The sequence below is a fragment of the Paenibacillus sp. JJ1722 genome, from assembly GCF_048282685.1.
Taxonomy (GTDB): domain Bacteria; phylum Bacillota; class Bacilli; order Paenibacillales; family Paenibacillaceae; genus Paenibacillus; species Paenibacillus polymyxa_B.
This window is the reverse complement of record NZ_CP182500.1, coordinates 1285958-1306990: the sequence shown is the minus strand read 5'-3', so window position 1 is coordinate 1306990 and position 21033 is coordinate 1285958. Positions and strand designations below refer to the sequence as shown.

The window sequence follows — 21033 nt, the reverse complement described above, 5'->3', positions numbered from 1 at the left end:
TCTCTTGTGCTCTTCATACTTTCTCTACGAAGCTATCACCTATACAGCAAGTTGTATGACATAAAGAATCATAGCTTAAGTTTGTTAAATAAAGAGCTTAGTTTTGTTAAATGAAAAAAAGGCACCCCAAGAGCCGTATATACGACTCTGGAGACACCTCGTTCAAACCGTTATAGAAAAACCAGCTACCCTACAGCCATACTTCTATGACTTTGCCATTCACGAAAGCTACCGCCTTGAAATAAAGACTACGGTTGCCGTATACCCAGGCTTCGACTTGAGTTCCGTTTGAAGCAGCCCCCTTTTCTCTGACTGTTGGGTTTCCCCATGCGAACTGCACCTGCGTCGTATTCATGCCCAAGCTTACCTCATTATTTTTAATCTTGTTCCAGATGGCTTGCGACCATTGGTATTTCTTGTACGGATCGTAAGTCAGAAATTGATCGGAATCAGACAGCATTTGTGGAATGCGTGAAGCTCCGATGATGGAATACGTGTCATAAGTTTCGCCATTGGCCCCCTGGAAAATAACTTCGTAAGATTTAACACCGTTCGGATCCGTGCTGACTTCGATATCTTTAACTGTTACCTTGCCAAATCGCTCTCCAGCGCTATAGAAGTTATTGACCCAATAGGTTTTGCCAATTAATTTGGACAGACTACCCAGATCAATGGCTCTGATAATTTTTGCCGTTTCTGGCGTCTCAATGACCAGCTTGGTAGCGCCCAAAGATAATTCTCCTTGCTGGCGGTCACGATTCCATTTGAATCCGCCCAACTTCAGATCGGTCAGTAATGTTCCCGGGAATACAACCTGTCCGTTAACCGTTTGAACCTTGCCCTTCAGTGCAACAGGTTTACCATTCACCATCGCGGTGGAGCTCCCTTTTTGGAGTACGATATTGTTTTTACCCAGCTTGATCGTAAAGGTCTGGTTCGCCACGGTAACAGATCCACCCAGCGTCTTGAACACAGACTGCACAGGCAAATACACATTGCCGTTCAGTATAGCCGCCCCGGTCAAGGTTTGATCGGACGATACCTTTAGTGTAAAAGAAGATGGTATTCCTTCGGTCCGCAGAGCTACGGATGTGCTTCCAATGCCCCTTACTTTGAGTGTACCGGAACCATTCTGCTGTAGCTCGGCAACCTGCGGTTTCTCCACTTCAATCTCACTAGCTTCGGGATGACGTGTTAGTCGATAACCGTTCGAATACGTCTCTTGTACATTTAATTGAATCGTATCGCCGATGGCAGCCTCTTTGGAGGTCGTCAACAAGGACATACCCGTTAATGTAGGCAAGCTCAGCGCAGTCGTGATTCCGTCCTTATAGCCGACCCAAGAGCCATCCTTTAATTGTGCAAAAAGCTCGTCAGGCGAATCAACCAACCGTGCAACATTAGATAACCCGCTAAGCTGCACAGCTGGATATTTCTTCATTCGGTCATAGCTCCATACAGTCCCGTCATGATGTACAGTAATCAAGACATGTGTACCTTTTTTCCATAAAATTGAAGCAATATCACTTCCCACTTCGCGCGGTGGTTCATTGGTCAGCATATCCAGCATCGTGACATGGCCATCTTCCTTAAGTACTGCAGCATACGCCGTACTCATTTTGATATCAAGCGCACCATCTACATGACCTATCTTGCGGGGCTTAGATTCTGCGTACCCTGTGGAATACCATACATCACCGGATCGAGTAAGAACCGTAAAATAGGTACTTACCTTATCACCATCTATAGCATCCGATATTCCCTCAACCTGTTCTCTTCCCCAGGAGATCGTCCCATCGGTTTTAATAGCCAAACCCTCACCTGTAATTTCTTTAACTCCTGAGGATTGAGCCGTCACTTTTGGGTCGGAGTTATCATCCCAGATGGCTACCTTCCCGTCCTCAGTCCAGCCATAATAACCTTGGCTCTCGTTTTTGCTGCCTGTAATGCCTTTCAAATTCAATTTCTCAATAACCGGGCCATCTATACTCTTTCTCCATAAAGAACCGTCATCCAGTATGTAGTTATTCCGGTCGATCACGTCTATAATTTTAGCGTTTTTCCAAGTGTTGTTCGTCGTTACATTTGCCGCTACTGCTGTTTCTCCAGTGTTTAACGTAGTTCCCACCACCGCTCCACATACCATGGATACTGCCAGCAAAATCTTCGCTGCTTTTCTCATCGTGGTTCCCCTTTTCTATCTATATTTCCATATTAGTATTTTGCATAATTCCATTCCCAACGCTCAAAAATATAATATATAGACGAACTGGATCACTTCGATCTCTATTTTGCTGATTTGAAAAGCGCTCTTGGGACTTATGCAAAATACTCACATATATATCGGTTTTGAGGATGATAAACGTTTGAATTTCGATGTACCATTTTAGAAACCAACTAAATCGAGTAATAAAGAGTATCCAGCAGAATGGGCAAGCAGCGATGAGTAAAGGGGGACTTTATCCCACTTTCAGCCATTTGCTGCAAACGGATCGCTTCCTATATCTTAAAATATACATACATATTCGGAGGTTGCCATGACTAGTAAATCTGCTGCAAAAAATGAAACGGGCCAATCGCTTCCCCTCCCGGGGCCGCAAGCGAAAAGCACCGTTTTTGCGATTCTGATTGCGATCAGTTTCGTCCATCTGTTCAATGACTCGATTCAATCGGTCATTCCAGCGATCTTTCCGATCTTAAAGGAATCTATGAGCCTGAGCTACACGCAGATCGGCTGGATTTCATTCGCGATCAATTTTACAGCTTCAATCATGCAGCCCGTGATTGGCTTGTTTTCAGACAAACGGCCTACGCCCGCTATCCTTCCCATCGGCATGGGCTTTACGCTGACTGGCATGCTGCTGCTCGCCTATGCTGCCGATTATAAAGCGGTGCTGATCGCAGTCATCTTTGTGGGTCTGGGCTCGGCTGCCTTTCACCCTGAAGGCTCGCGCGTATCCCATATGGCGGCCGGGCCGCGTCGGGGATTGGCACAATCCATTTTTCAAGTTGGCGGCAATGCGGGCCAATCGCTGGCGCCGATGCTCACGAGCTGGATTTTTATCCCGTTAGGACAATTCGGTGCGATCTGGTTCACAGGTATTGCGGCAGCAGGAATTGTGGTGCAATCGTTCATCGCCCGCTGGTACGGTAACGTCCTGCGTACAGAAGGCATTGCACGCAAAAAAGCGGTGGCACGCCGCATGAAGCCCGAAGTGCGTAACCGCGTTATGTTTGCCATGATTGTCCTCATTCTACTGGTATTCGTCCGTTCGTGGTACTCAACCTCGGTCGGAAGCTACTATTCGTTTTACCTGATGGAAGTATTTAAAATGCCATTGGCTGATGCACAGCTCTATATTTTCCTGTTCCTCGGGGCTGGAGCGCTGGGCACCTTCTTTGGCGGTCCACTGGCGGACCGTTTTGGTAAACGCAATATGATTTTTCTGTCCATGGTATTAGCTGCACCACTCGCGTTGCTGCTGCCTTATGCCAACCAATTCTGGACGGCAATCCTGCTGGCGATTATCGGGTTTATTATGCTGTCTAGCTTTTCGGTCACAGTCGTATATGCACAGATGCTCGTGCCTGGCAAAATCGGGACCGTGTCTGGTCTCATTACGGGCCTCGCTTTTGGCCTTGGCGGTGTGGGCGCACTCGTGCTCGGCAACTGGATCGACAAAGTAGGCATCACCCACATCATGTTCTTGTGTGGCTTTTTGCCACTGCTCGGCATCTTAACCTTCCTGCTTCCTACAGATAAAACCCTGAACCGCTGGGCGGAAGAAAATGGAGCCGAAGTGTAACAGGCAAACGTGTGGCGGCCATCTTGGCCGCTGCACAACTTTATAGCCAACTCACGTGTTTCCTCACGAAAAAAATATCCCCTTTTACGCCTAAGTGTTGCAATCAGTTCTCTACTTCTGCCAAACGCATCAAAATACGACGCTTCCGATACAACATTTTCCCTGCTTCTGCTACGTCACTAATAGCGCTTCGATTCGCGATGGAGCCGAACAAAATGCCCGCAATCGGGACCATTTGAAGCAGCTTTTTCCATCCAAACTGATCACGATAGGTGTTAATGACCTCTCTCCATCCCTGCATCTGGGAAAAAACCTGTGCCTGACGTGAAGGATCATCGAACAAAGCCAACTCCTCTAATACAGCCTTTTTACCCACAATATCAGATGAAGCAAATTGCATACATTTAATAATAAAAATGCGTTCCTGCTTATCATGGGGATTAAAGCCATAACACAAGGCTATTTCCTGAAGCACTTTGAGTGACAAGCCGAGCAAAAGAGGAATATCCGCCGCAATCGTAAATACACCCCCAATCCCCGTTGTTGCTCCCTGAGCGGTGGCAAAGGTAATGCGACCCGCCGTCATCTCGTCAGCAGTCCGATCCATGATTGTTAGCGGGAGCTCAGCCGCCTGCTTCAACTCCCACCTAGGTTCGGCACTATGTTCCGAATCAGCGTTTTCCCCGGCACGAGGCAGGTCCTGCGTATCCGACACGGAATCTGTGCCATTTTGCTGAATTACATGTTCATGGGCCGTCTTTTTCAGCCTGTTCAGAACCGTTTCTTCCTTCACCAAATATTTGCCGCCGTTCTGAATGAAACTGCCCATCTCATTAAGCAGTTGCTCTAGCTTGTCTTTAATGATTTTGGGCGTCAGCCGATCCAGCAGCATAAATGGCCATCTGCCGATTTTTTCCCAGAAAAAAATGTCCTTCTGTTCCTTTTCCCATTTTTCAATATTCTTCAGCTCATGACGCAATACGTCCTGGCTTTCCCGATATTCTGCAAGCTGCTTCATAACCGTAGACGTCTCCTTTTGACTATGCTAGTTTATGTATGGGTAATACGTAAGCAAGGCGAGTTCAGGTTTCTTTTTTTAGCAAACTAGATGATATAGAAAGTTAAAATCCGTACAGATCGGAGTGTAATGATGAATAATGTAGAGCTTGTCCCTTACCATTGTGGGCATGATGCCATTTTACATACCTTCTACTTACCTGAGGAGCAGAAGCAGTTTACTGGAATGCCGGATGAAATGTTGACACTGGCCAAGGAAGATCCGCACCGCCATCCTGTCGTGATTACGGCTACTAGAACACCCGTTGGATTTTTCATTTTATACGATGGGGAAGAATTAGCGGACTATACGAATATTTCTGAGGCACTACTGCTGCGCGCGTTCTCTATTCATTACGCTGATCAGGGACAAGGATTCGCTAAAAAAGGGCTGCTTCTACTACCACAGTTCATCGCCAGACACTTCCCACATATTCGCGAGATTGTACTGGGCGTCAATGCCCGTAATCTGCCTGCCCAAAATCTGTATCGCAAATGCGGCTTTATCGATGAAGGCAACACTAAAATGGGACAACACGGCTTGCAGCATATTTTTAAAATGAGCCTATAACGTTGACCTCGATAGCCCTCGCCCACATAAAAAAGCTTTCGGCACAAACGCCGAAAGCTTTTATCGTTAAATCTCACCAATGGAAAAACTCAATTTGTAATTACCAAACTTCGTAAGCTCATCCAGCATGGTATTTAACTCTGCCTGTGATGACATGCGCAAGCGCATCCAATAACAGCCTTCCCCACTCACTCGATGGATTTCGACAATATAGGGATGCTCCCGTGCAAAAGCCTGGAAAGCACTGTGAGTCGTTCCTGAATTCAAAAAAACCGTAATAAAGGCATGAATCGTCTGTCCAATTTTTTCAGGGTTCCAGCGCAGCGTATAACCCTCGATAATGCCCGCATCCTGCATTTTTCGAACACGTGCCCCTACGGCTTGGCCCGTCAAATGAACAAGCTGACCAATCTCCTTGTTCGATAAAGAGCTGTCTTCAATTAAATGATGAAGAATGCGCAGATCGGTGTCATCAGGTACGAATAGTTCCATAGTTATTTTTCCTTTCATGATGAAACGAGAATGCTGGTTTTCCTTTCAGCAGGCTGTAGCCTGTAGCTCCTTGCGTCAGATATGATTGTAACAGAAACAAAGAACCACCGAAAATATACTCGGTCCAAAAACATTCACTACCAAAGGAGCTTCCATATATGAAAATCACACTAATCCGCAACGCAACCTTATGGTTGGAATACGCTGGAGTAAAATTTCTGATTGATCCGATGTTAAGCGATGCTGGCGCAAATCCGCCAGTTCCCAATACGGAAAATGCCCGCCGTAATCCGCTGGTTCCCTTGCCGCCGCAATGGCAGGCACTCGGACAGCCTGACGTTGTGATCGTCACACATTTACATCCGGATCATTGGGACCCGGCAGCAGTACGCTGGTTGGACAAACAAATTCCCGTCTTCTGCCAGCCCGGAAATGAAGAACAGATCGCTGCTGACGGTTTTACACAGGTTACTCCGATTTGGGTAGCTGGTTCTGTGGGAGAAATTGAGATTATCCGTACAGCCGGGCATCACGGCACCGGAGAAATCGGGGAACAGATGGGACCCGTATCCGGCTTTGTGTTTCAGGCTCCAGGTGAACCTGTCGTCTATTTGGCTGGGGATACGATCTGGTGCAGTGAAGTCGCGGAAACACTGGATAAATACCGTCCTGAGTGGACAATTGTGAACGCTGGAGGAGCACGGTTTACGGTAGGTGATCCTATTATTATGACTGCCCAAGATGTAACAGCTGTTGCACAGCATGCCTCTTATACACAAATCGTGGCTGTCCACATGGAGGCAATCAACCATTGTCTACTAACTCGCTCTGAGCTTACAGAACATATCAACCGTGAAGGTTTGGAGGGACGCGTCCATATTCCGGCAGATGGAGCGACGGTTTCAGGATAATATGTGTGCTGGCTTCGGATGATGGTTCCTACATTCCAGGCCTAACAAACAAGACACCTCCAGCATCCACATTTTAAGTGGGACTGGAGGTGTCTTGTTTTACGATATCGAATCTGAGCTTAAGCTGATCTTTTGTTTTTGTTGTAAATATCGAAGGCAACCGCCAGCAGCAGCACCAAGCCCTTAATGCCTTGCTGCCAGTCAATACCCAGACCGATCAGAGACATTCCGTTATTCAGTACACCCATGACCAAACCACCGATAATGGCTCCAAAAACGGTTCCGATCCCGCCGGATGCCGAAGCACCGCCGATAAAGCAAGCCGCGATGGCATCCAGCTCAAAGTTCGTACCTGCTCTCGGCGTAGCCGCATTCAGACGTGCAGCAAAGATCAGACCGGAAATGGCGGCCAGCACGCCCATGTTGACGAATACCCAGAACGTTACTTTTTTCGTTTTGACACCGGACAGACCCGCTGCCTTTTCATTTCCACCCAACGCATACACATGACGGCCCATAATCGTGCGGTTCATGACGAAGGAGTATACAACGATCAGTATGAACAGCAGCACGAGAATGTTAGGTATCCCCGCGTAGCTCGCGAGCATGAAGGTGAACAGATTGATAACCGCAGCTACCACAATCAACTTGAGTACAAATAAAGTCTGTGACGGAACCTCGAATCCATATTTAAGCTGAGAACGGCGTTCGCGAAGTTCGTTCACGATAAACCATACCGTGAGTGCAATACCGACAATGATGGATACCAGGTTATACCCGGTAGATGAAAAATCCGGCAGGAAGCCTGAACTGATTTTCTGGAATCCCCCTGGAAATGGAGAGATAGATTGGCCTTCCAGCACGATCATTGTCAATCCGCGAAAGAGCAGCATTCCCGCCAATGTAACGATAAATGCCGGAATCCGTACATAAGCGACCCAGAACCCTTGCCATGCGCCGATTAACGCCCCGACCAGCAAAGATGCAATCACAGCGATCCATGCTGGAAGCTGCCAGTCGACCATCATTATGGCGGCAACCGCACCGACAAAAGCGGCTATGGAGCCGACGGACAGATCAATATGTCCAGTGATGATGACCAGCACCATCCCGATAGCCAGCACGAGAATATAGCTGTTTTGCAGAATCAGATTTGTAATATTAATCGGCTTCAACAGCAGGCCGCCTGTCAGTACCTCGAACAAAATCATAATGACGACCAGCGCAATCATCATGCCATATTGGCGGATGTTATTTTTAAATAGTTTAGTTATGGTTTCCATGCTTCACGCCTCCTGACTTGGTCATATATCTCATCAACGTTTCCTGCGACGCGTCCTCACGGCTAACCTCTCCAGTGATCCGCCCAGCATTCATGACATAAATCCGGTCACACAAGCCTAGTACCTCTGGTAGCTCGGACGAAATGACCAGCACTCCCTTGCCTTCAGCGGCAAGTCGATGAATAATCGTATAAATTTCATATTTGGCGCCCACATCAATGCCGCGTGTCGGCTCATCCAGAATCAGAATATCCGGCCCGGCAAAAATCCATTTGCTCAGCACCACCTTCTGCTGATTGCCGCCACTCAGATTACCCGTTTTCTGTAAAATGCTCGGCGCTTTGATGTTCATGCTTTTTTTCATTTCCTCTGCAATAACGACTTCCTCCTGCTCATTGACGACAGCGCCCTTCGTCAGCTTGTTCAGGCCAGTCAGCGAAATATTACGCTTGATGTCATCCATCAGAATGAGGCCATACTCCTTGCGATCCTCTGTCACATAGGCAAAGCCGTTGTTGATCGCGTCCGTAACCGTGTTGTTCTGGATCGGCTTGCCGTCTTTAATCAGCTGACCGGAAATGTTGCGTCCATACGACTTGCCAAAAATGCTCATCGCCAGCTCGGTCCGTCCCGCTCCCATCAGCCCGGCAATACCAACAATCTCACCGCGACGGATGTTCAAATTCACCTGATCCAGCACCTTGCGGTCTGCATGGTGCTCGTGATACACCGTCCAATCCTTCACTTCCAAAACGACTTTGCCAATCTCGGCATGACGCTCTGGATAACGGCTGGTCAGATCACGTCCAACCATCCCGCTAATGATCCGATCCTCCGTGACCTCATCCTTTTTCATATCCAGTGTCTCAATCGTCTTCCCATCCCGCAAAATCGTAATCGAATCCGACACCTTTGCGACTTCATTCAGCTTGTGGGAGATGAGAATGCAGGAAATGCCCTGCTTTTTAAATTCCAGCATCAAATTAAGCAGATTTTCACTATCATCCTCATTCAACGCCGCTGTCGGTTCATCGAGAATAAGCAGCTTCACCTTTTTAGAGAGCGCTTTCGCAATTTCAACTAGTTGTTGCTTCCCGACCCCGATGTTCGTAACTAATGTATTGGGATTTTCACTCAAACCGACCTTAGACAGCAGCTCGCGTGTCCCTACAAAAGTCTCTTTCCAATCAATCACGCCGCCACTGGCGCGTTCGTTGCCCAGATAAATATTTTCTGCAATCGAGAGATACGGGATCAGTGCCAGCTCCTGATGGATAATGACAATGCCCAATTCCTCGCTCTGCTTGATATCCTTGAACTCACACGTTTTGCCCTGGAAAACAATATCCCCTTCATAGGTTCCATGCGGATATACACCGCTTAGTACCTTCATCAGCGTCGATTTGCCTGCACCGTTCTCACCGCACAGGGAATGGATTTCGCCTTCCTTGACCTTGAGATTTACATTTTCCAATGCCTTCACGCCGGGAAAGGTTTTGGTAATTCCCTTCATTTCCAAAATGATTCCAGTCATGGGATACGCTCCTTTCGGTTGGATTCTTACTCTTATTTCAGTCCGATTTGCTCCTTGGTGTAATAGTGACTGCCGACAATATCCTTTTCCACATTCGTCCGATCCACCGAGATTGGATCAAGTAAGTAAGCAGGAATGATCTTTTTACCGTTGTTATAGGATTCGGTGTCATTCACTTCCGCTTGTTTGCCCTGTAAAATGCTGTTGGCCATCACGACCGTTTGCTCAGCCAGCTTGCGAGTATCCTTAAATACAGTTTGCGTCTGCTCCCCAGCCACAATGGACTTGATGGAAGCCAGCTCCGCATCCTGCCCTGTAATGATCGGCAGCGGCTTGTTCGCTGATCCATATCCGACCCCTTTTAGGGATGAAATGATACCGATACTGATTCCGTCATAAGGGGATAGTACCGCGTCCAGATTAGCCCCCGAATAGTACGCACTCAGCAGGTTATCCATTCTCGACTGGGCCAATGCTCCGTCCCACCGCAGTGTAGCGATCTGCGCCATCGTCATCTGCTTGCTGCGCACGACCAGTTTGCCGGAATCGATGTATGGTTTAAGTACAGACATCGCACCATTAAAGAAGAAATAGGCGTTATTGTCATCCGGTGAACCACCGAACAGCTCGATATTGAAAGGGCCTTTGCCTTCCTTGAGTCCCAGCTTTTTCTCAATATATGCCGCCTGTAGCACGCCCACCTTAAAGTTATCGAAGGTCGCATAATACGTCAGATACGGTGTGTTGCGAATCAGCCGGTCGTAAGAAATGACCTGAATGCCTCGGTCGTGTGCCTTCTGAATCACATCCGTCAGCGTGTTTCCGTCGACCGAAGCGATCACCATAACATTGACACCCTTGGTGATCATATTTTCGATTTGGGAGATTTGGTTTTCCACCACGTCCTCGGCGTACTGTAAATCCGTTTTATAGCCTTGCTCCTGAAACAACCGAACCATATTCTCCCCGTCCCCTACCCAACGCTCGGACGATTTGGTCGGCATGGAAATGCCCACATAGCCTTTTTCCTTGCTACCCGTTCCACTCTCCGCCAAATTACAGGCCGAAAGCATCAGGGCCAAAACCAGAAGCCATACGACAACAGCTCCTTTTTTCATATGAAGTTCCCCTTTCCTCATGTGATGCGGGTCATTTGAAGGTAAGTGCTGATTAGAGTTGAAACGAGATAGCGCTTACATAAGTGAGGCAATGAGCGCCTCTCCTTTTTTTATGTGCAAACACATGGTATCATTCCAGGCCGGGAAAGGTCTTTGCTGGTTTTGAACTTTTTTTATAAAATTTTAACCTTTGTGATGGAGGGAGGAGACGGGATTGGATTTGAGGAGAATGGAGATTGTCGGGAGAGCGGTCATATATTTTGAAATGAAAAAAAAGACTTAGCCTTCTTACGATTGGCAAAGTCTCGATTTGTTGAATCATTAAATCGGCTATCTAAAGAGTTCACACTTTTATTGACAATTCACCAATGACATGTACGTGTGAATCGATAAGTAGCTATATCCAACAGATAAGAAGACATGTTTATTTCTCCTGTTTCACATTGGCAAAAATCTTTTTTCGATCAAGGAAACAGTTCACCGGATTATGTGCGTGTAGTTATTCTGACACCCATCTATCGAATAGCATTTGAATTTCTATTTTTTCTTTTACGGGTTTTATATCTTTTACTATTTTTTGGAGATCAAGTTGAGTAAGGTACTTTCCAAAATCCTGTTCTAGACCCTCTACAATGCATCCAAACAATAATTGGAGCGAACGATTAGTCATTTTTTTATCTGTATGTTCACATTGATCGATGAACATAATTATGTCTTCACGTTCTTTTAAATGACGGCATCCAAGTTCTCTTGAAATGTATTCATAACTATAATCTTTCAAAGGAATCCTTTTTAAACAAATACTTATCGAATCATATATTTGCCCTATCTCTGAGTTATTTAAAAAAAATGAATTCGAATTTGAAAGATAAGATTGCATACTTTTTAACACTTGTATAAGATCACTAACCCCAGATATGTGATCATTATTCAACTCCAAGCTACTTGGATAAAACAAATACTCCTTGTTTAGCGAAGTCTTGTAGTCTTCGAATGAAGGCTTCTTTAAACTCCATTTGTTCCTCTTTACAAATTTATAATTATAATGTGCAATGACATAAGGAATAAATTTATCTGCAAGCCATTCAAAAGCAGTTACCGCATCCCAATATCCATTCCGCTGTATAAGATCCGGATCATTTTCAAAATGTCCAATATCCCATACAATCCATACTTTACTGTTGCCTTGATTAAAAGGGACCAGCTTATCATCACACCGTTCCGCAACGAGACGCAAATGCAGATCTATGTTTTTTTTCAGATGTTGCTTTTGGATTTGAACTTGTATAAACATATTATTCCTATTAAAAATATGCCATTCCGTGTCACCATTCAGATAATCAAATTCGTTACTAAATCGCAATAGATTATTCCATAAAGCATGATCGACTTTCATCAAACGGTACCCTTTTGACCAATATTTTGCTTTCTCAAAAGTTGTTATTCCAAGCATAATCTCAAGTCTTTGTAAGGCATTAATATAATCCAAAACAAAATCATCAATCAGGTTGCATAATTGTTGAACCTCATCAATTGAAATAAAGAAACGATTATTGGGAAATTGAAGACATACCATCTCATTTTGAATTCCAACTATAAACCTTCTCATTCCTAAAGAAATATTCGTATGCAATCCTTGAAATAGTATATTGATAATCTGATTGTGACTAAATGTGATCATGCAATCTCGAATTTTTAAACTTTTGAATGTGATTAAACAAGTGCCATCAATTTGTTTTAGTGTTGGCATCAAAGAATAAATATGGACATTTGGAGTAGCGTTCTTGTATATAAATGCATCTTCCCCATACCTTACTACCTGTTTTCCTCCTTCAAAATACGAATCTTCTTCAGTTATTAAATCAAACACCTGTTTTGCATATTGTTCACGGTTACTATTCTCGTTTGCATGTGCAAGCAATTCCAATAAAGCCTTTTCTTCATCTTTTTTCTTGTTGAATTTATCTATTTCTTTTAGAATATAGGGGATTTTACTTTCTGCTCTCTTTAGATATGGCCAAGCAACAACAGGTGGTAATAAATCATCTCTTTTAACTCTAGTGTTGAATAAACGCTCAGCTGGTACCAAGTTTTCTAAACTATTAACATGAAAAGTTTCTGTGTATCCTAATTCTCCTAGGTATTGGGCCAACGCTTCCGGTTGTTTTTTGTATTTTTCTGGAATGATATGATCCAGTGTATAAAAATTTTTATCTAAAGGTCGATCCAGATAAAAACATTTTTCTCCGTATGCTTTATAAATCGCATATCTTACTGCTGGATCATCTGGATTAGCTTCGTGCATATAATTTACCACCTTATAAACTTAGTTGACCTGTAAACCAGAGATGTTTTTAATTCTATTAGTTTAATAAGATTCTATTGTCAAGCTCTTAATTTCGTCAAAAGTGTCTTCTGACCAAGAGAAGCATTTGTGATGTGCGTGTTGCAGCAAATACGGTGACTTTCCCTTGGCTAATCTATTGGGTACGTTTTGATTTATCATGGAGACATCACCTCGTTTTAGTGTTGGATTTGGGTAGAGATATACTTAGTGTTAATTTACCCAAAAACGGTGGTGATACTCCCATGTAAATCTTCTCGCTATCTCTCCATCATCTCTCTGCTCAACCTTCTAACTGGTCCAATTTGCTTTTCAAACATCAAATCCCAGATATCTAGACATTCCTGTGCAATATACTTCAGCTCAGAAAGCTTGCTTCCAGAAGTTTCATCATACAATCCGATGACTAACTTGGAGATTTCATCTTGAACTCCCCATAAACCTTCATATCTCTCAACTTGATTGTCAATTAGATGCCTACTCATTGACAAAATAATATCTTTGTATTTTATTATTGACTTCGATTGCTTCTCCAAATAGTGAACAAAAGCATGCAATATTCTACGACTTAAGTTAGAGTTCATTATCTCTATTAAAAAATCCTTATCTCTATCTAAATTTATCAAATTATCATAAAACAATCTTGAAATAGACATTTCTAAATCTAAAGTACTTGTTTTAAATCTACGTATAATATTTTTAGCTAACGGATTATATTGATCATTATTAAAATATAACATGACCATGTATAGAACCTTTTCAGCTTGTAATTTACTCATATTATCCACATCTGCCATTTCAACCTCGAAATTTTCTTTAAGAATAAACATTTCTGATAAACAATAAGCTCCTATCTGAATTAATTCCTTATCCTCAGAAGCATAACATTGCTTAATAATTTCTAATACACTTTGACGATATTGAGGGTACAATAAAAAGAGCATATCTTTTGTTCCACGAAATCCTGCTAGGCGATAATCTTGTTTTAATAAGTTTATAATCTTTTTAGATGCCCATTCTCTATCAATATTATATGATGGCCATAACGCAAATAAACTTGCCAATCTGACTGCTGGATTTTGATCCATCACCAATTTCTCAAGCACATCTTTAAACACTCCAAAAAAACTATTATCTTTCCATAACAAATGTGCAATTGAGCGAGCTGCTTTTCCTCTTACACAATTTAATGCATTACTTTGTAACATATCGAAAGTACGCATATCATTGTCTTCATTACTGGTCACATTCGGTTTGCCAATTTCTGGATTCTTATGTTTGATCGCAATATCTTTAAGAATATCTAATATCTCCTGTGACCAGTCCACTTCTTCTCGATTTTCAATAATAGTACAAATGTAACTTGCCCTATATGATGTATGATCATATAAATATTTTAGTATCATTGCTTCTAGCAATTTTAGAGGTACATTCGCCAAGTTACTGCTATGTGCTACTCCACTAAATAATGAATCAATATAAATGTCCATAATAATTTTGTCATGTGAAAGCATCAACTTTATCATTCTTACAGGTTCTTTAGAAACAGCATCACTAAAACTGCTTGAAAATGATTCAATCGAGTTTTCCAAAAAACCTCCTGAAACTTCTTTCCAATTATGATGTCCACGTTTATCATTTAGCTTCTGGTTAGTTAATATACCTAGCCATTTTTTATTACTTAGTGTTTTACCTGCTATGGAAGATGTTACCCATCCACTATGTCCATTCGAATACCTATATAAGGTTGTTTCATTATTAAATTTACGGTTTAAAACGCGAATCAAATCTTTCGCTTTGTTACTCAGTCGATTGTATGGAAGAACCTCTAGTATTTCTTTTTGAAGGTCTCCCCAAAAACTCCAATAAAGTTTATAACCTTTATATTCTTGATTGTATTGAATTCTACGTTGATATATATCTGTCGCTCGTGGTGATACGTAACCAATCACCTTTTTTTCTAACATATCAAATACATCTTGTTTGCAATGTTCGGAGTGTTTTTTCAAAACTTGTTTAGCTAAGAGCAATTCATCACCATTACCACTTGTTTTTTCAAAAATATTATTATCAAAGTTACTATATAAATATTCAATTATAAAATCACTGTATAAATACGGAAATTTATATAGTGCATCTAATATGATTTCATTAAAGATTACTTTACCTGTTCCAATATATTCTTTGTATCGTTCTAGGAACACCTTCGGACTCGCATTAATAATTGCTGCATTAGCTTTCTTAAGAATCTCAATACTTGTCCTTTCTAAATTTCTTCTATGAGCGCTTCTTCCAGACCAATCACCATAATATAAGATCTCATCATTTGAAACTGGAATATATGGTAACAATATATCGATTACCTCTTGTCCATTTTTTATGAACACTTCAGAATCTTCTTGCAAAAATTCCTCTGCATACCTATAGATACTTTGGCCATTTTTTCCAAGCTTGTTCTCCAATAAAAATGCAAACACTCTTATTGTTCTTATTTCACATTTTTCAAGCATTGCCTTAATATCAAGATACGTATCAGCCATTTGTGGATATTTTTTATAAAATTCCATCCGTAATTCAAACATCTCATCACTATCTTGGTTGATATCATGTAAAAAACATCGAGAAAATTTATCATCATCTTCTTGAGATTGAAATGCATGCTTCAAAATAAATTCAACATCTTTTGTTTCATAATTTGGTGCTAAACTTATAAAAAGATTTATTGCAATATTCTTCTTCTGAGGAGCACTAAACCATTTTTCTAAAAAGCCGTAATCTCTAAGTAGTCTGATGTATTGTGGTCTTGAGTATACAACATTGTTTATTATATGCTCACCATATAATTCGTTTTCACAATTTTCTACTATGTAACTCTGGATATTTCCATCTAAAATATCCAACTGATTTAATATTTCGAAAAAGACAAATTTCACACTATATCTAATTTGATTAGAAGCCAACATTTTCTGACCTGCATCTAGAAAATCATCGCTATCAAGCTCAATTAAATTTTGAAGGAGCATTTGCACCTGATATCTTCTTCCAGGAGTTTGCTTCTCTTTATTTCCAATAACCTCTAATATATCTCCAATTTCGTAATATTTAATTAACATCTTTTCAACTAAAAAACAATCTAGTATAGATTGATGAGCGAATGAAACCTTATCATCTTGTATTACCAGGAAACCATTGGAAGACAAGAATTCAAGGCATGAATTATTGACGTTTAAAATCTTTATGGGAACACATATCCGTCCGGATTTATCAAAATTGTTTATTAAATCTTCCTTTGACCTATTCATATCTGTTTCACTTAGTCCTAACTCAAAACATTTCCTTGTTAACTGTCTCCACCATTCAGTGACTAAATGATTTGCAGTCGAACATTCATTATACGCGTTCCCCTTGTCTAATTTATCCCAAATATATATATTGCTTGGAATACGAAGTATTTCCTTTAATTTACCTGTTAAGTTTGAATATCCCGATCCTACAACAATTTTTACTGTTTCATCATCTAATTCATTCACTTGAATTTTATTCCATTGAATAATTTCGCTAATTTTTCCAGAAGTTTTAAACAAAGATTTAATATTATTATCATTTTCCAGATCATATGTTCTACATACAAAAACCACTGAAATTTTATCTTTTCTTTCAATATTTAATCTCTCAACTTGATTTATAACTTGAGCGCACACTAATAAAGCATCTTTAGAGTGTGCTTGAGTCCAACGTAGTGCATCTAATTGATCCAAAATAATTACTGCTTTTTCAGTTCTAGATACACTATGAATACAATGAACTATCGATGCGGGCAACCCTAAATCGTTCCCCCATTTTTCTGCATTTCCACTTGGAGTACGTTTATCTAATTTTATTGCTAAATATGGTATAGCATTTTCTCGACAATAACTAATAACATCCTCTGTACAACCGCTTTTTCCTCTTCCAGCTTTTCCGTGTATCAATAATGAATTTCCTAATTTAATTTCATTTCTACATAGCAAGAATTCAGTCCTATCAATCAACTCATCGTTAAACGGAATAAATGAAGAACTGAATTCTCTATTTAATTCTTCTATTCTAGGTACAAGGCGGGAATCATTAGCAAGTTGTTTGAGTTTAATGCCTTTTTCGCTGAATAGTTTATATAATACAAATTGGCTAATCTTACTTCCCCAAATACTACCTTCTACTATCCAAGAAACCAAAGTATCATAAATTTCTTCTTCATTCCCAATGAATAATAAACCAATTTTTAACATAATTATTTCTTTAAGTTCTTTGTCCGGGAATTGACGATAAGTTATCCTTTTTAAATAGGAAATACATCTAATAAGATCATTATCTTGTTCAGGGTTTAGATCCATCACCTTGCAAAAGTTTTTGAAGAAATCTCTAACCTCTTTGCTAGCAGTAAGTATTTGATTATCATAAAAATCTTTAGGAATATCACTAGTTTTCATTGCTCCATCTATTGTGTCCTCTAACAACGTGAACACTAAAGGAGATACCAGAGATACCGTATTTGTAATATCTCTGTCTAAATGAAATTTCCAATTTTTAAAAATGCCTTTAGCATTAGCAGTCCCAAATTCCCAATATTCCTTACTCCCGCTTCTTCCTTTACATTGTTGTCCTTCTCTAATACCATCTTTTCTACCAATCCATATATCAATACCTTGCTCATCATCACCGAGAGCTTCTAGAATAAAATAATCAATTTTTTCATCCATTACCTGAAGTATTTGGTATACTGCCCATCTAAATTCAAATCTATTGCCGAGTTTGTCTGCTCTACCCCCGGATGGATATGGCATATATTAATACCTCCAAATTAAATTTATTTATATTTTAAAATAAATTCTATATAACTATCTAATTAATACAAAAAATTCCCATGAACCTATTCTACCATTTGGGATATACATTTTAAAGAACGTTTGTTTGTATCTAAATCAAATCAATTCTTAATTATAACTTTGTACTCCCAATGATTAAGTCTCTGGAACTATTTCCAGAGGCACTCTTTTCTATTTATTAAATAAACCTAGTAAAACGATTTCACCTGTAACAAACCGCCAACTCCACCCGATTCCCTTCCCGATCATACACAATTCGCTCCACCAACTTCTTCAAAGCACGATTTTTCTCTTCACTTGTCACCGCGGCGCTCCACAACCCTCTAAACTCACATACCCGTTTATTTATCTGCTCCACAGTCGGGTAATTCCCTTCATCTACTACAACCTTCCGCAAATCCTCCAACTCTTCCCCCTGCTTCTGTATCTGCCGTGACCGAACAGCTTTATGCTCTAAAAATACTTGCTTCGTTATCATGTCCTCTTCATACGATTCCTGCAGCTTGTCCAACGCTCGCTCCCTGCTTACAACCACTTACATGTTTAGCAAAAAAGCAAGCTTGTTTACCATCCTTAGTTTTTCTTCTATAAAAGGCTTGAACCCTACACTCTAAGCACACTAAATTTCTTTTTACAATTTCCTTTTCTGTAGTTGAGAGACTCTCAAATTTTAAAATAGATAATTTTTCGTTGTTAATCGAATTTATTACTAGTTCCATTTCATATCACCTTGACCTTTTGAATACTTTCGCCTAACGTTCCTGTATTCATGAACCCCAAAGGGGTTGTCTGCTGGAATGCTTCCCTGAAATCCTTCTAGCAGATCAAGGCTCCGAAAGGAGCCGCTGCTTGAATACTATGTTATATGACGGAATCACTTCTTCGATTAACCAACATTCATTCTTGATTCTAATCTTTCATTGTTCTGCTATATGTTCCAATAAATCTCCTGGCTGACAACCTAAAGCCGCACATAATTTATCAATCACTTCTAATGACACATATTCGTTCGTATTGAGTTTCGCCATTGTAGCAGACGAAATACCTGTCATTTTCAATAAATCTTGCTTCTTGATCTCCCTGTCGATCAATAATTTTTGAAAAGGTTTATAACTAATCATCTGATATTCCTTTCACACATCAAGTGAATTTTTCTTTAATTATATGAAAGTATATTTTCTTTATCAAAAACATCTTCAACATGTATTGACTTAATTATTTGACATGGTAAAATTATATTTAATAAGTTGAACTTTTGTTCATAAAATCAAATGCATTGGATGGTGTTTAGTATGCATAATTCTTTAGAAGTCTTACTTGATTCACTCATTCATACTCGAATTGAATCTTTATATGGCGAGCTTACCAAAAACAACTCCAGCTACAACCAGTTCTCATCCGAACGGAATCTCTACTTCAAGCAGTTACATGAGGGAGTACCGGAGAATATACAGAAGACCCTATTCCTTTACGACGATGCTGAGCTTTCTGTTCAAGCTATTTTAGAACGTGAAATTTATTTGCAAGGTTTTAAGGACGCTCTTCACCTGCAAAACGAATTACATATATCTTTAGATTGAGAGCCTTCTGCCTCTTTTTCATTTTTGATTCTGTTGTATAACGTAATATTTACGAAATTCGTCAATCTACAGAATACAATTAAATAAACGAACAAGCCGGACTATAGACTATGCTCTTATTATACTATGAAATGGAAAAATATGACGAACGGTATTCTTTTTACTTCCAAACAAAAAAACTCCTGCCAATTCCAATGGCAGAAGCTCCTATAATTATTGATTCACACGAACATCCCATCAATGACATGTACGTAAGAATCACCGAACGTTAACTATGCATAATATATAAGAAAATAGGTTTATTCCATGTGTACTATTTGGCTAGACTTTAAGCGTACTGGAGCAAATAAGTCAATTTCTCAGCAATTCACCCCGAACTGCATAATAAAAGAAGTTAATGGAAATTCCAGAAGCATATCGTATCTTCGCGATAAGTCCATCTGCTAAATTATCCGTAATGAACCTGACATTAAACTTCATCGACATCTATTAAAAACACTCGCTCCTGGAATCCGCCCCGTGCCTCGGCTTTGTCTGCCCGCAGCTTGTCCAGCTCTTCTGCATTCGCCCCATATTCTTCTGCCAACGCTCGGATGACTTCCAGCATATCCGCCAGCTCTTCCAGCGCATCCTGATCTTTGTCCGCTTCAAAATATTCCTCAGCCTCTTCACGAAGCTTGGTTCTCAGCTCCTGCTTATATTCCTCTGGGTCCAAAATGCGTGTCCGACACTCCTTGCCTTGAGACATAATGATATGCGGAATCCGATCTCGTACCAGCTTGTTGTATGTAGGCATATGAAATACACCCTTTCTGTTATAGAACTTTAAGTCGTAATCCAACATCTTCCTTTTCCTCATTATATCATTAGCTCAAAATGAACCGGGTATTATTGATAAAAGATCTACCGATTCATTGAACGAATTTTCTTTATAAATAGATGGATACCGCTTAGACGGATCAGCTACGATCCGCTGTGACAGAGACTCTAGAATAGAGTCCGTTTTATAAAGCAACTTGTCTACTTCCCCCAGCTTCATCGGCTCTTTAGATACATCATCTTCTCCCGAAACCAGATAATGTACCGTACCGATAAACAGCACCATATCTAAATTGGGCTCAGCCTCTGTGTGAATTAAAGGGAACAGGTCAGTCACGGATAAACGAATATACAATGGAATGATTTTGTTTCGATGAACATAAATGGCCTTAGCCATAGAAAACATCGCTCGATCACAAAGAATGAGGCAGTTGTGAAACTGATGATGGTCGCGCATCATCTGTGCAAGCTTGATCTGGTATTCGGCAAGCTTTTGAAAATCCATCATGCAATTGAATATGTAGGTATCGCTGTACTTAGGCAATTTGAAATCGGAATCACTATGTAGGGGACTTAAGGAGTAATGTTTCAAGGGGAATCAACTCCTGAATTAAAATTTCATAAACGAGGATTTTGCAAAAATCCCATAAGCGA

General features: G+C 40.9%; 17 protein-coding genes. 4 read left to right on the top strand and 13 right to left on the bottom strand.

Features of this window, described 5'->3' with window-relative positions:
* Positions 1–190: 190 nt before the first annotated feature.
* Positions 191–2182, bottom strand: coding sequence for a copper amine oxidase N-terminal domain-containing protein (locus ACM1ND_RS05910; RefSeq protein ID WP_053324807.1), 1992 nt, complete (start codon positions 2180–2182; stop codon positions 191–193).
* Positions 2183–2537: 355 nt separating this feature from the next.
* On the opposite strand from ACM1ND_RS05910, the gene ACM1ND_RS05905 reads away from it, so the two are divergent.
* Entirely contained in the window at positions 2538–3806 is a 1269-nt protein-coding gene (locus ACM1ND_RS05905; protein WP_053324806.1) for an MFS transporter, read from the top strand.
* A gap of 103 nt (positions 3807–3909) precedes the next feature.
* On the opposite strand, the gene ACM1ND_RS05900 is transcribed toward ACM1ND_RS05905, so the two are convergent.
* Positions 3910–4824: an EcsC family protein gene (locus ACM1ND_RS05900; protein WP_069081212.1), complete on the bottom strand. Its 915-nt coding sequence runs from the start codon at positions 4822–4824 to the stop codon at positions 3910–3912.
* Positions 4825–4956: 132 nt separating this feature from the next.
* Here ACM1ND_RS05900 and ACM1ND_RS05895 point away from each other — a divergent pair, with 132 nt between their 5' ends.
* Positions 4957–5433, top strand: coding sequence for a GNAT family N-acetyltransferase (locus ACM1ND_RS05895; RefSeq protein WP_418028009.1), 477 nt, complete (start codon positions 4957–4959; stop codon positions 5431–5433).
* A gap of 66 nt (positions 5434–5499) precedes the next feature.
* On the opposite strand, the gene ACM1ND_RS05890 is transcribed toward ACM1ND_RS05895, so the two are convergent.
* Positions 5500–5925, bottom strand: a complete 426-nt coding sequence (locus ACM1ND_RS05890; protein ID WP_023987353.1) for an Lrp/AsnC family transcriptional regulator — start codon at positions 5923–5925, stop codon at positions 5500–5502.
* Positions 5926–6083: 158 nt separating this feature from the next.
* Between ACM1ND_RS05890 and ACM1ND_RS05885 the strand changes: the two genes are divergently transcribed.
* Positions 6084–6836, top strand: coding sequence for an MBL fold metallo-hydrolase (locus ACM1ND_RS05885; RefSeq protein WP_076264424.1), 753 nt, complete (start codon positions 6084–6086; stop codon positions 6834–6836).
* A 119-nt stretch (positions 6837–6955) separates the two neighbouring features.
* Here ACM1ND_RS05885 and mmsB read toward each other — a convergent pair whose 3' ends face one another.
* The 8 genes from mmsB to ACM1ND_RS05845 form a co-directional block, all read right to left on the bottom strand.
* Positions 6956–8119: a multiple monosaccharide ABC transporter permease gene (mmsB, locus tag ACM1ND_RS05880; RefSeq protein ID WP_023987351.1), complete on the bottom strand. Its 1164-nt coding sequence runs from the start codon at positions 8117–8119 to the stop codon at positions 6956–6958.
* Positions 8103–9653 (bottom strand): multiple monosaccharide ABC transporter ATP-binding protein, encoded by a 1551-nt coding sequence (gene mmsA, locus ACM1ND_RS05875; RefSeq protein WP_209941190.1) that lies wholly within the window; start codon positions 9651–9653, stop codon positions 8103–8105. The genes mmsB and mmsA overlap by 17 nt, the downstream gene beginning before the upstream one ends.
* A 32-nt stretch (positions 9654–9685) precedes the next feature.
* Positions 9686–10771 carry a multiple monosaccharide ABC transporter substrate-binding protein gene (chvE, locus tag ACM1ND_RS05870; RefSeq protein WP_061831190.1) on the bottom strand — a complete coding sequence of 362 codons (1086 nt, stop codon included), beginning with the start codon at positions 10769–10771 and terminating at the stop codon, positions 9686–9688.
* Positions 10772–11270: 499 nt separating this feature from the next.
* Positions 11271–13076 (bottom strand): hypothetical protein, encoded by a 1806-nt coding sequence (locus ACM1ND_RS05865; RefSeq protein ID WP_272640053.1) that lies wholly within the window; start codon positions 13074–13076, stop codon positions 11271–11273.
* Positions 13077–13375: 299 nt separating this feature from the next.
* On the bottom strand, positions 13376–17938 hold the full coding sequence (locus ACM1ND_RS05860; protein WP_418027244.1) for a hypothetical protein: 4563 nt from the start codon (positions 17936–17938) through the stop codon (positions 13376–13378).
* A 244-nt stretch (positions 17939–18182) separates the two neighbouring features.
* Positions 18183–18491, bottom strand: a complete 309-nt coding sequence (locus ACM1ND_RS05855; RefSeq protein ID WP_272640051.1) for a hypothetical protein — start codon at positions 18489–18491, stop codon at positions 18183–18185.
* Entirely contained in the window at positions 18466–18699 is a 234-nt protein-coding gene (locus ACM1ND_RS05850; RefSeq protein ID WP_272640050.1) for a hypothetical protein, read from the bottom strand. The genes ACM1ND_RS05855 and ACM1ND_RS05850 overlap by 26 nt, the downstream gene beginning before the upstream one ends.
* 198 nt (positions 18700–18897) lie before the next feature.
* On the bottom strand, positions 18898–19101 hold the full coding sequence (locus ACM1ND_RS05845; RefSeq protein ID WP_010345194.1) for a helix-turn-helix domain-containing protein: 204 nt from the start codon (positions 19099–19101) through the stop codon (positions 18898–18900).
* A 171-nt stretch (positions 19102–19272) separates the two neighbouring features.
* Between ACM1ND_RS05845 and ACM1ND_RS05840 the strand changes: the two genes are divergently transcribed.
* Positions 19273–19560: a hypothetical protein gene (locus ACM1ND_RS05840; RefSeq protein ID WP_340858953.1), complete on the top strand. Its 288-nt coding sequence runs from the start codon at positions 19273–19275 to the stop codon at positions 19558–19560.
* Between the two features lie 469 nt (positions 19561–20029).
* Here the strand turns inward: ACM1ND_RS05840 and ACM1ND_RS05835 are convergent, their stop codons facing one another.
* A complete protein-coding gene (locus ACM1ND_RS05835) occupies positions 20030–20356 on the bottom strand; it encodes a nucleoside triphosphate pyrophosphohydrolase (RefSeq protein ID WP_340858954.1) in 327 nt (108 codons plus the stop codon).
* 75 nt (positions 20357–20431) lie between these two features.
* On the bottom strand, positions 20432–20971 hold the full coding sequence (locus tag ACM1ND_RS05830; RefSeq protein ID WP_418027242.1) for a hypothetical protein: 540 nt from the start codon (positions 20969–20971) through the stop codon (positions 20432–20434).
* Positions 20972–21033: the final 62 nt, after the last annotated feature.

Coding starts and splice junctions, on each gene's coding strand:
- ACM1ND_RS05905 (WP_053324806.1), top strand. CDS start 2,538: ATGACTAGTAAATCTGCTGCAAAAAATGAAACGGGCCAATCGCTTCCC.
- ACM1ND_RS05900 (WP_069081212.1), bottom strand. CDS start 4,824: ATGAAGCAGCTTGCAGAATATCGGGAAAGCCAGGACGTATTGCGTCAT.
- ACM1ND_RS05845 (WP_010345194.1), bottom strand. CDS start 19,101: ATGATTAGTTATAAACCTTTTCAAAAATTATTGATCGACAGGGAGATC.
- ACM1ND_RS05885 (WP_076264424.1), top strand. CDS start 6,084: ATGAAAATCACACTAATCCGCAACGCAACCTTATGGTTGGAATACGCT.
- ACM1ND_RS05890 (WP_023987353.1), bottom strand. CDS start 5,925: ATGGAACTATTCGTACCTGATGACACCGATCTGCGCATTCTTCATCAT.
- ACM1ND_RS05910 (WP_053324807.1), bottom strand. CDS start 2,182: ATGAGAAAAGCAGCGAAGATTTTGCTGGCAGTATCCATGGTATGTGGA.
- mmsB (WP_023987351.1), bottom strand. CDS start 8,119: ATGGAAACCATAACTAAACTATTTAAAAATAACATCCGCCAATATGGC.
- ACM1ND_RS05860 (WP_418027244.1), bottom strand. CDS start 17,938: ATGCCATATCCATCCGGGGGTAGAGCAGACAAACTCGGCAATAGATTT.
- ACM1ND_RS05865 (WP_272640053.1), bottom strand. CDS start 13,076: ATGCACGAAGCTAATCCAGATGATCCAGCAGTAAGATATGCGATTTAT.
- ACM1ND_RS05895 (WP_418028009.1), top strand. CDS start 4,957: ATGAATAATGTAGAGCTTGTCCCTTACCATTGTGGGCATGATGCCATT.
- chvE (WP_061831190.1), bottom strand. CDS start 10,771: ATGAAAAAAGGAGCTGTTGTCGTATGGCTTCTGGTTTTGGCCCTGATG.
- ACM1ND_RS05850 (WP_272640050.1), bottom strand. CDS start 18,699: ATGGAACTAGTAATAAATTCGATTAACAACGAAAAATTATCTATTTTA.
- ACM1ND_RS05835 (WP_340858954.1), bottom strand. CDS start 20,356: ATGCCTACATACAACAAGCTGGTACGAGATCGGATTCCGCATATCATT.
- ACM1ND_RS05840 (WP_340858953.1), top strand. CDS start 19,273: ATGCATAATTCTTTAGAAGTCTTACTTGATTCACTCATTCATACTCGA.
- mmsA (WP_209941190.1), bottom strand. CDS start 9,653: ATGACTGGAATCATTTTGGAAATGAAGGGAATTACCAAAACCTTTCCC.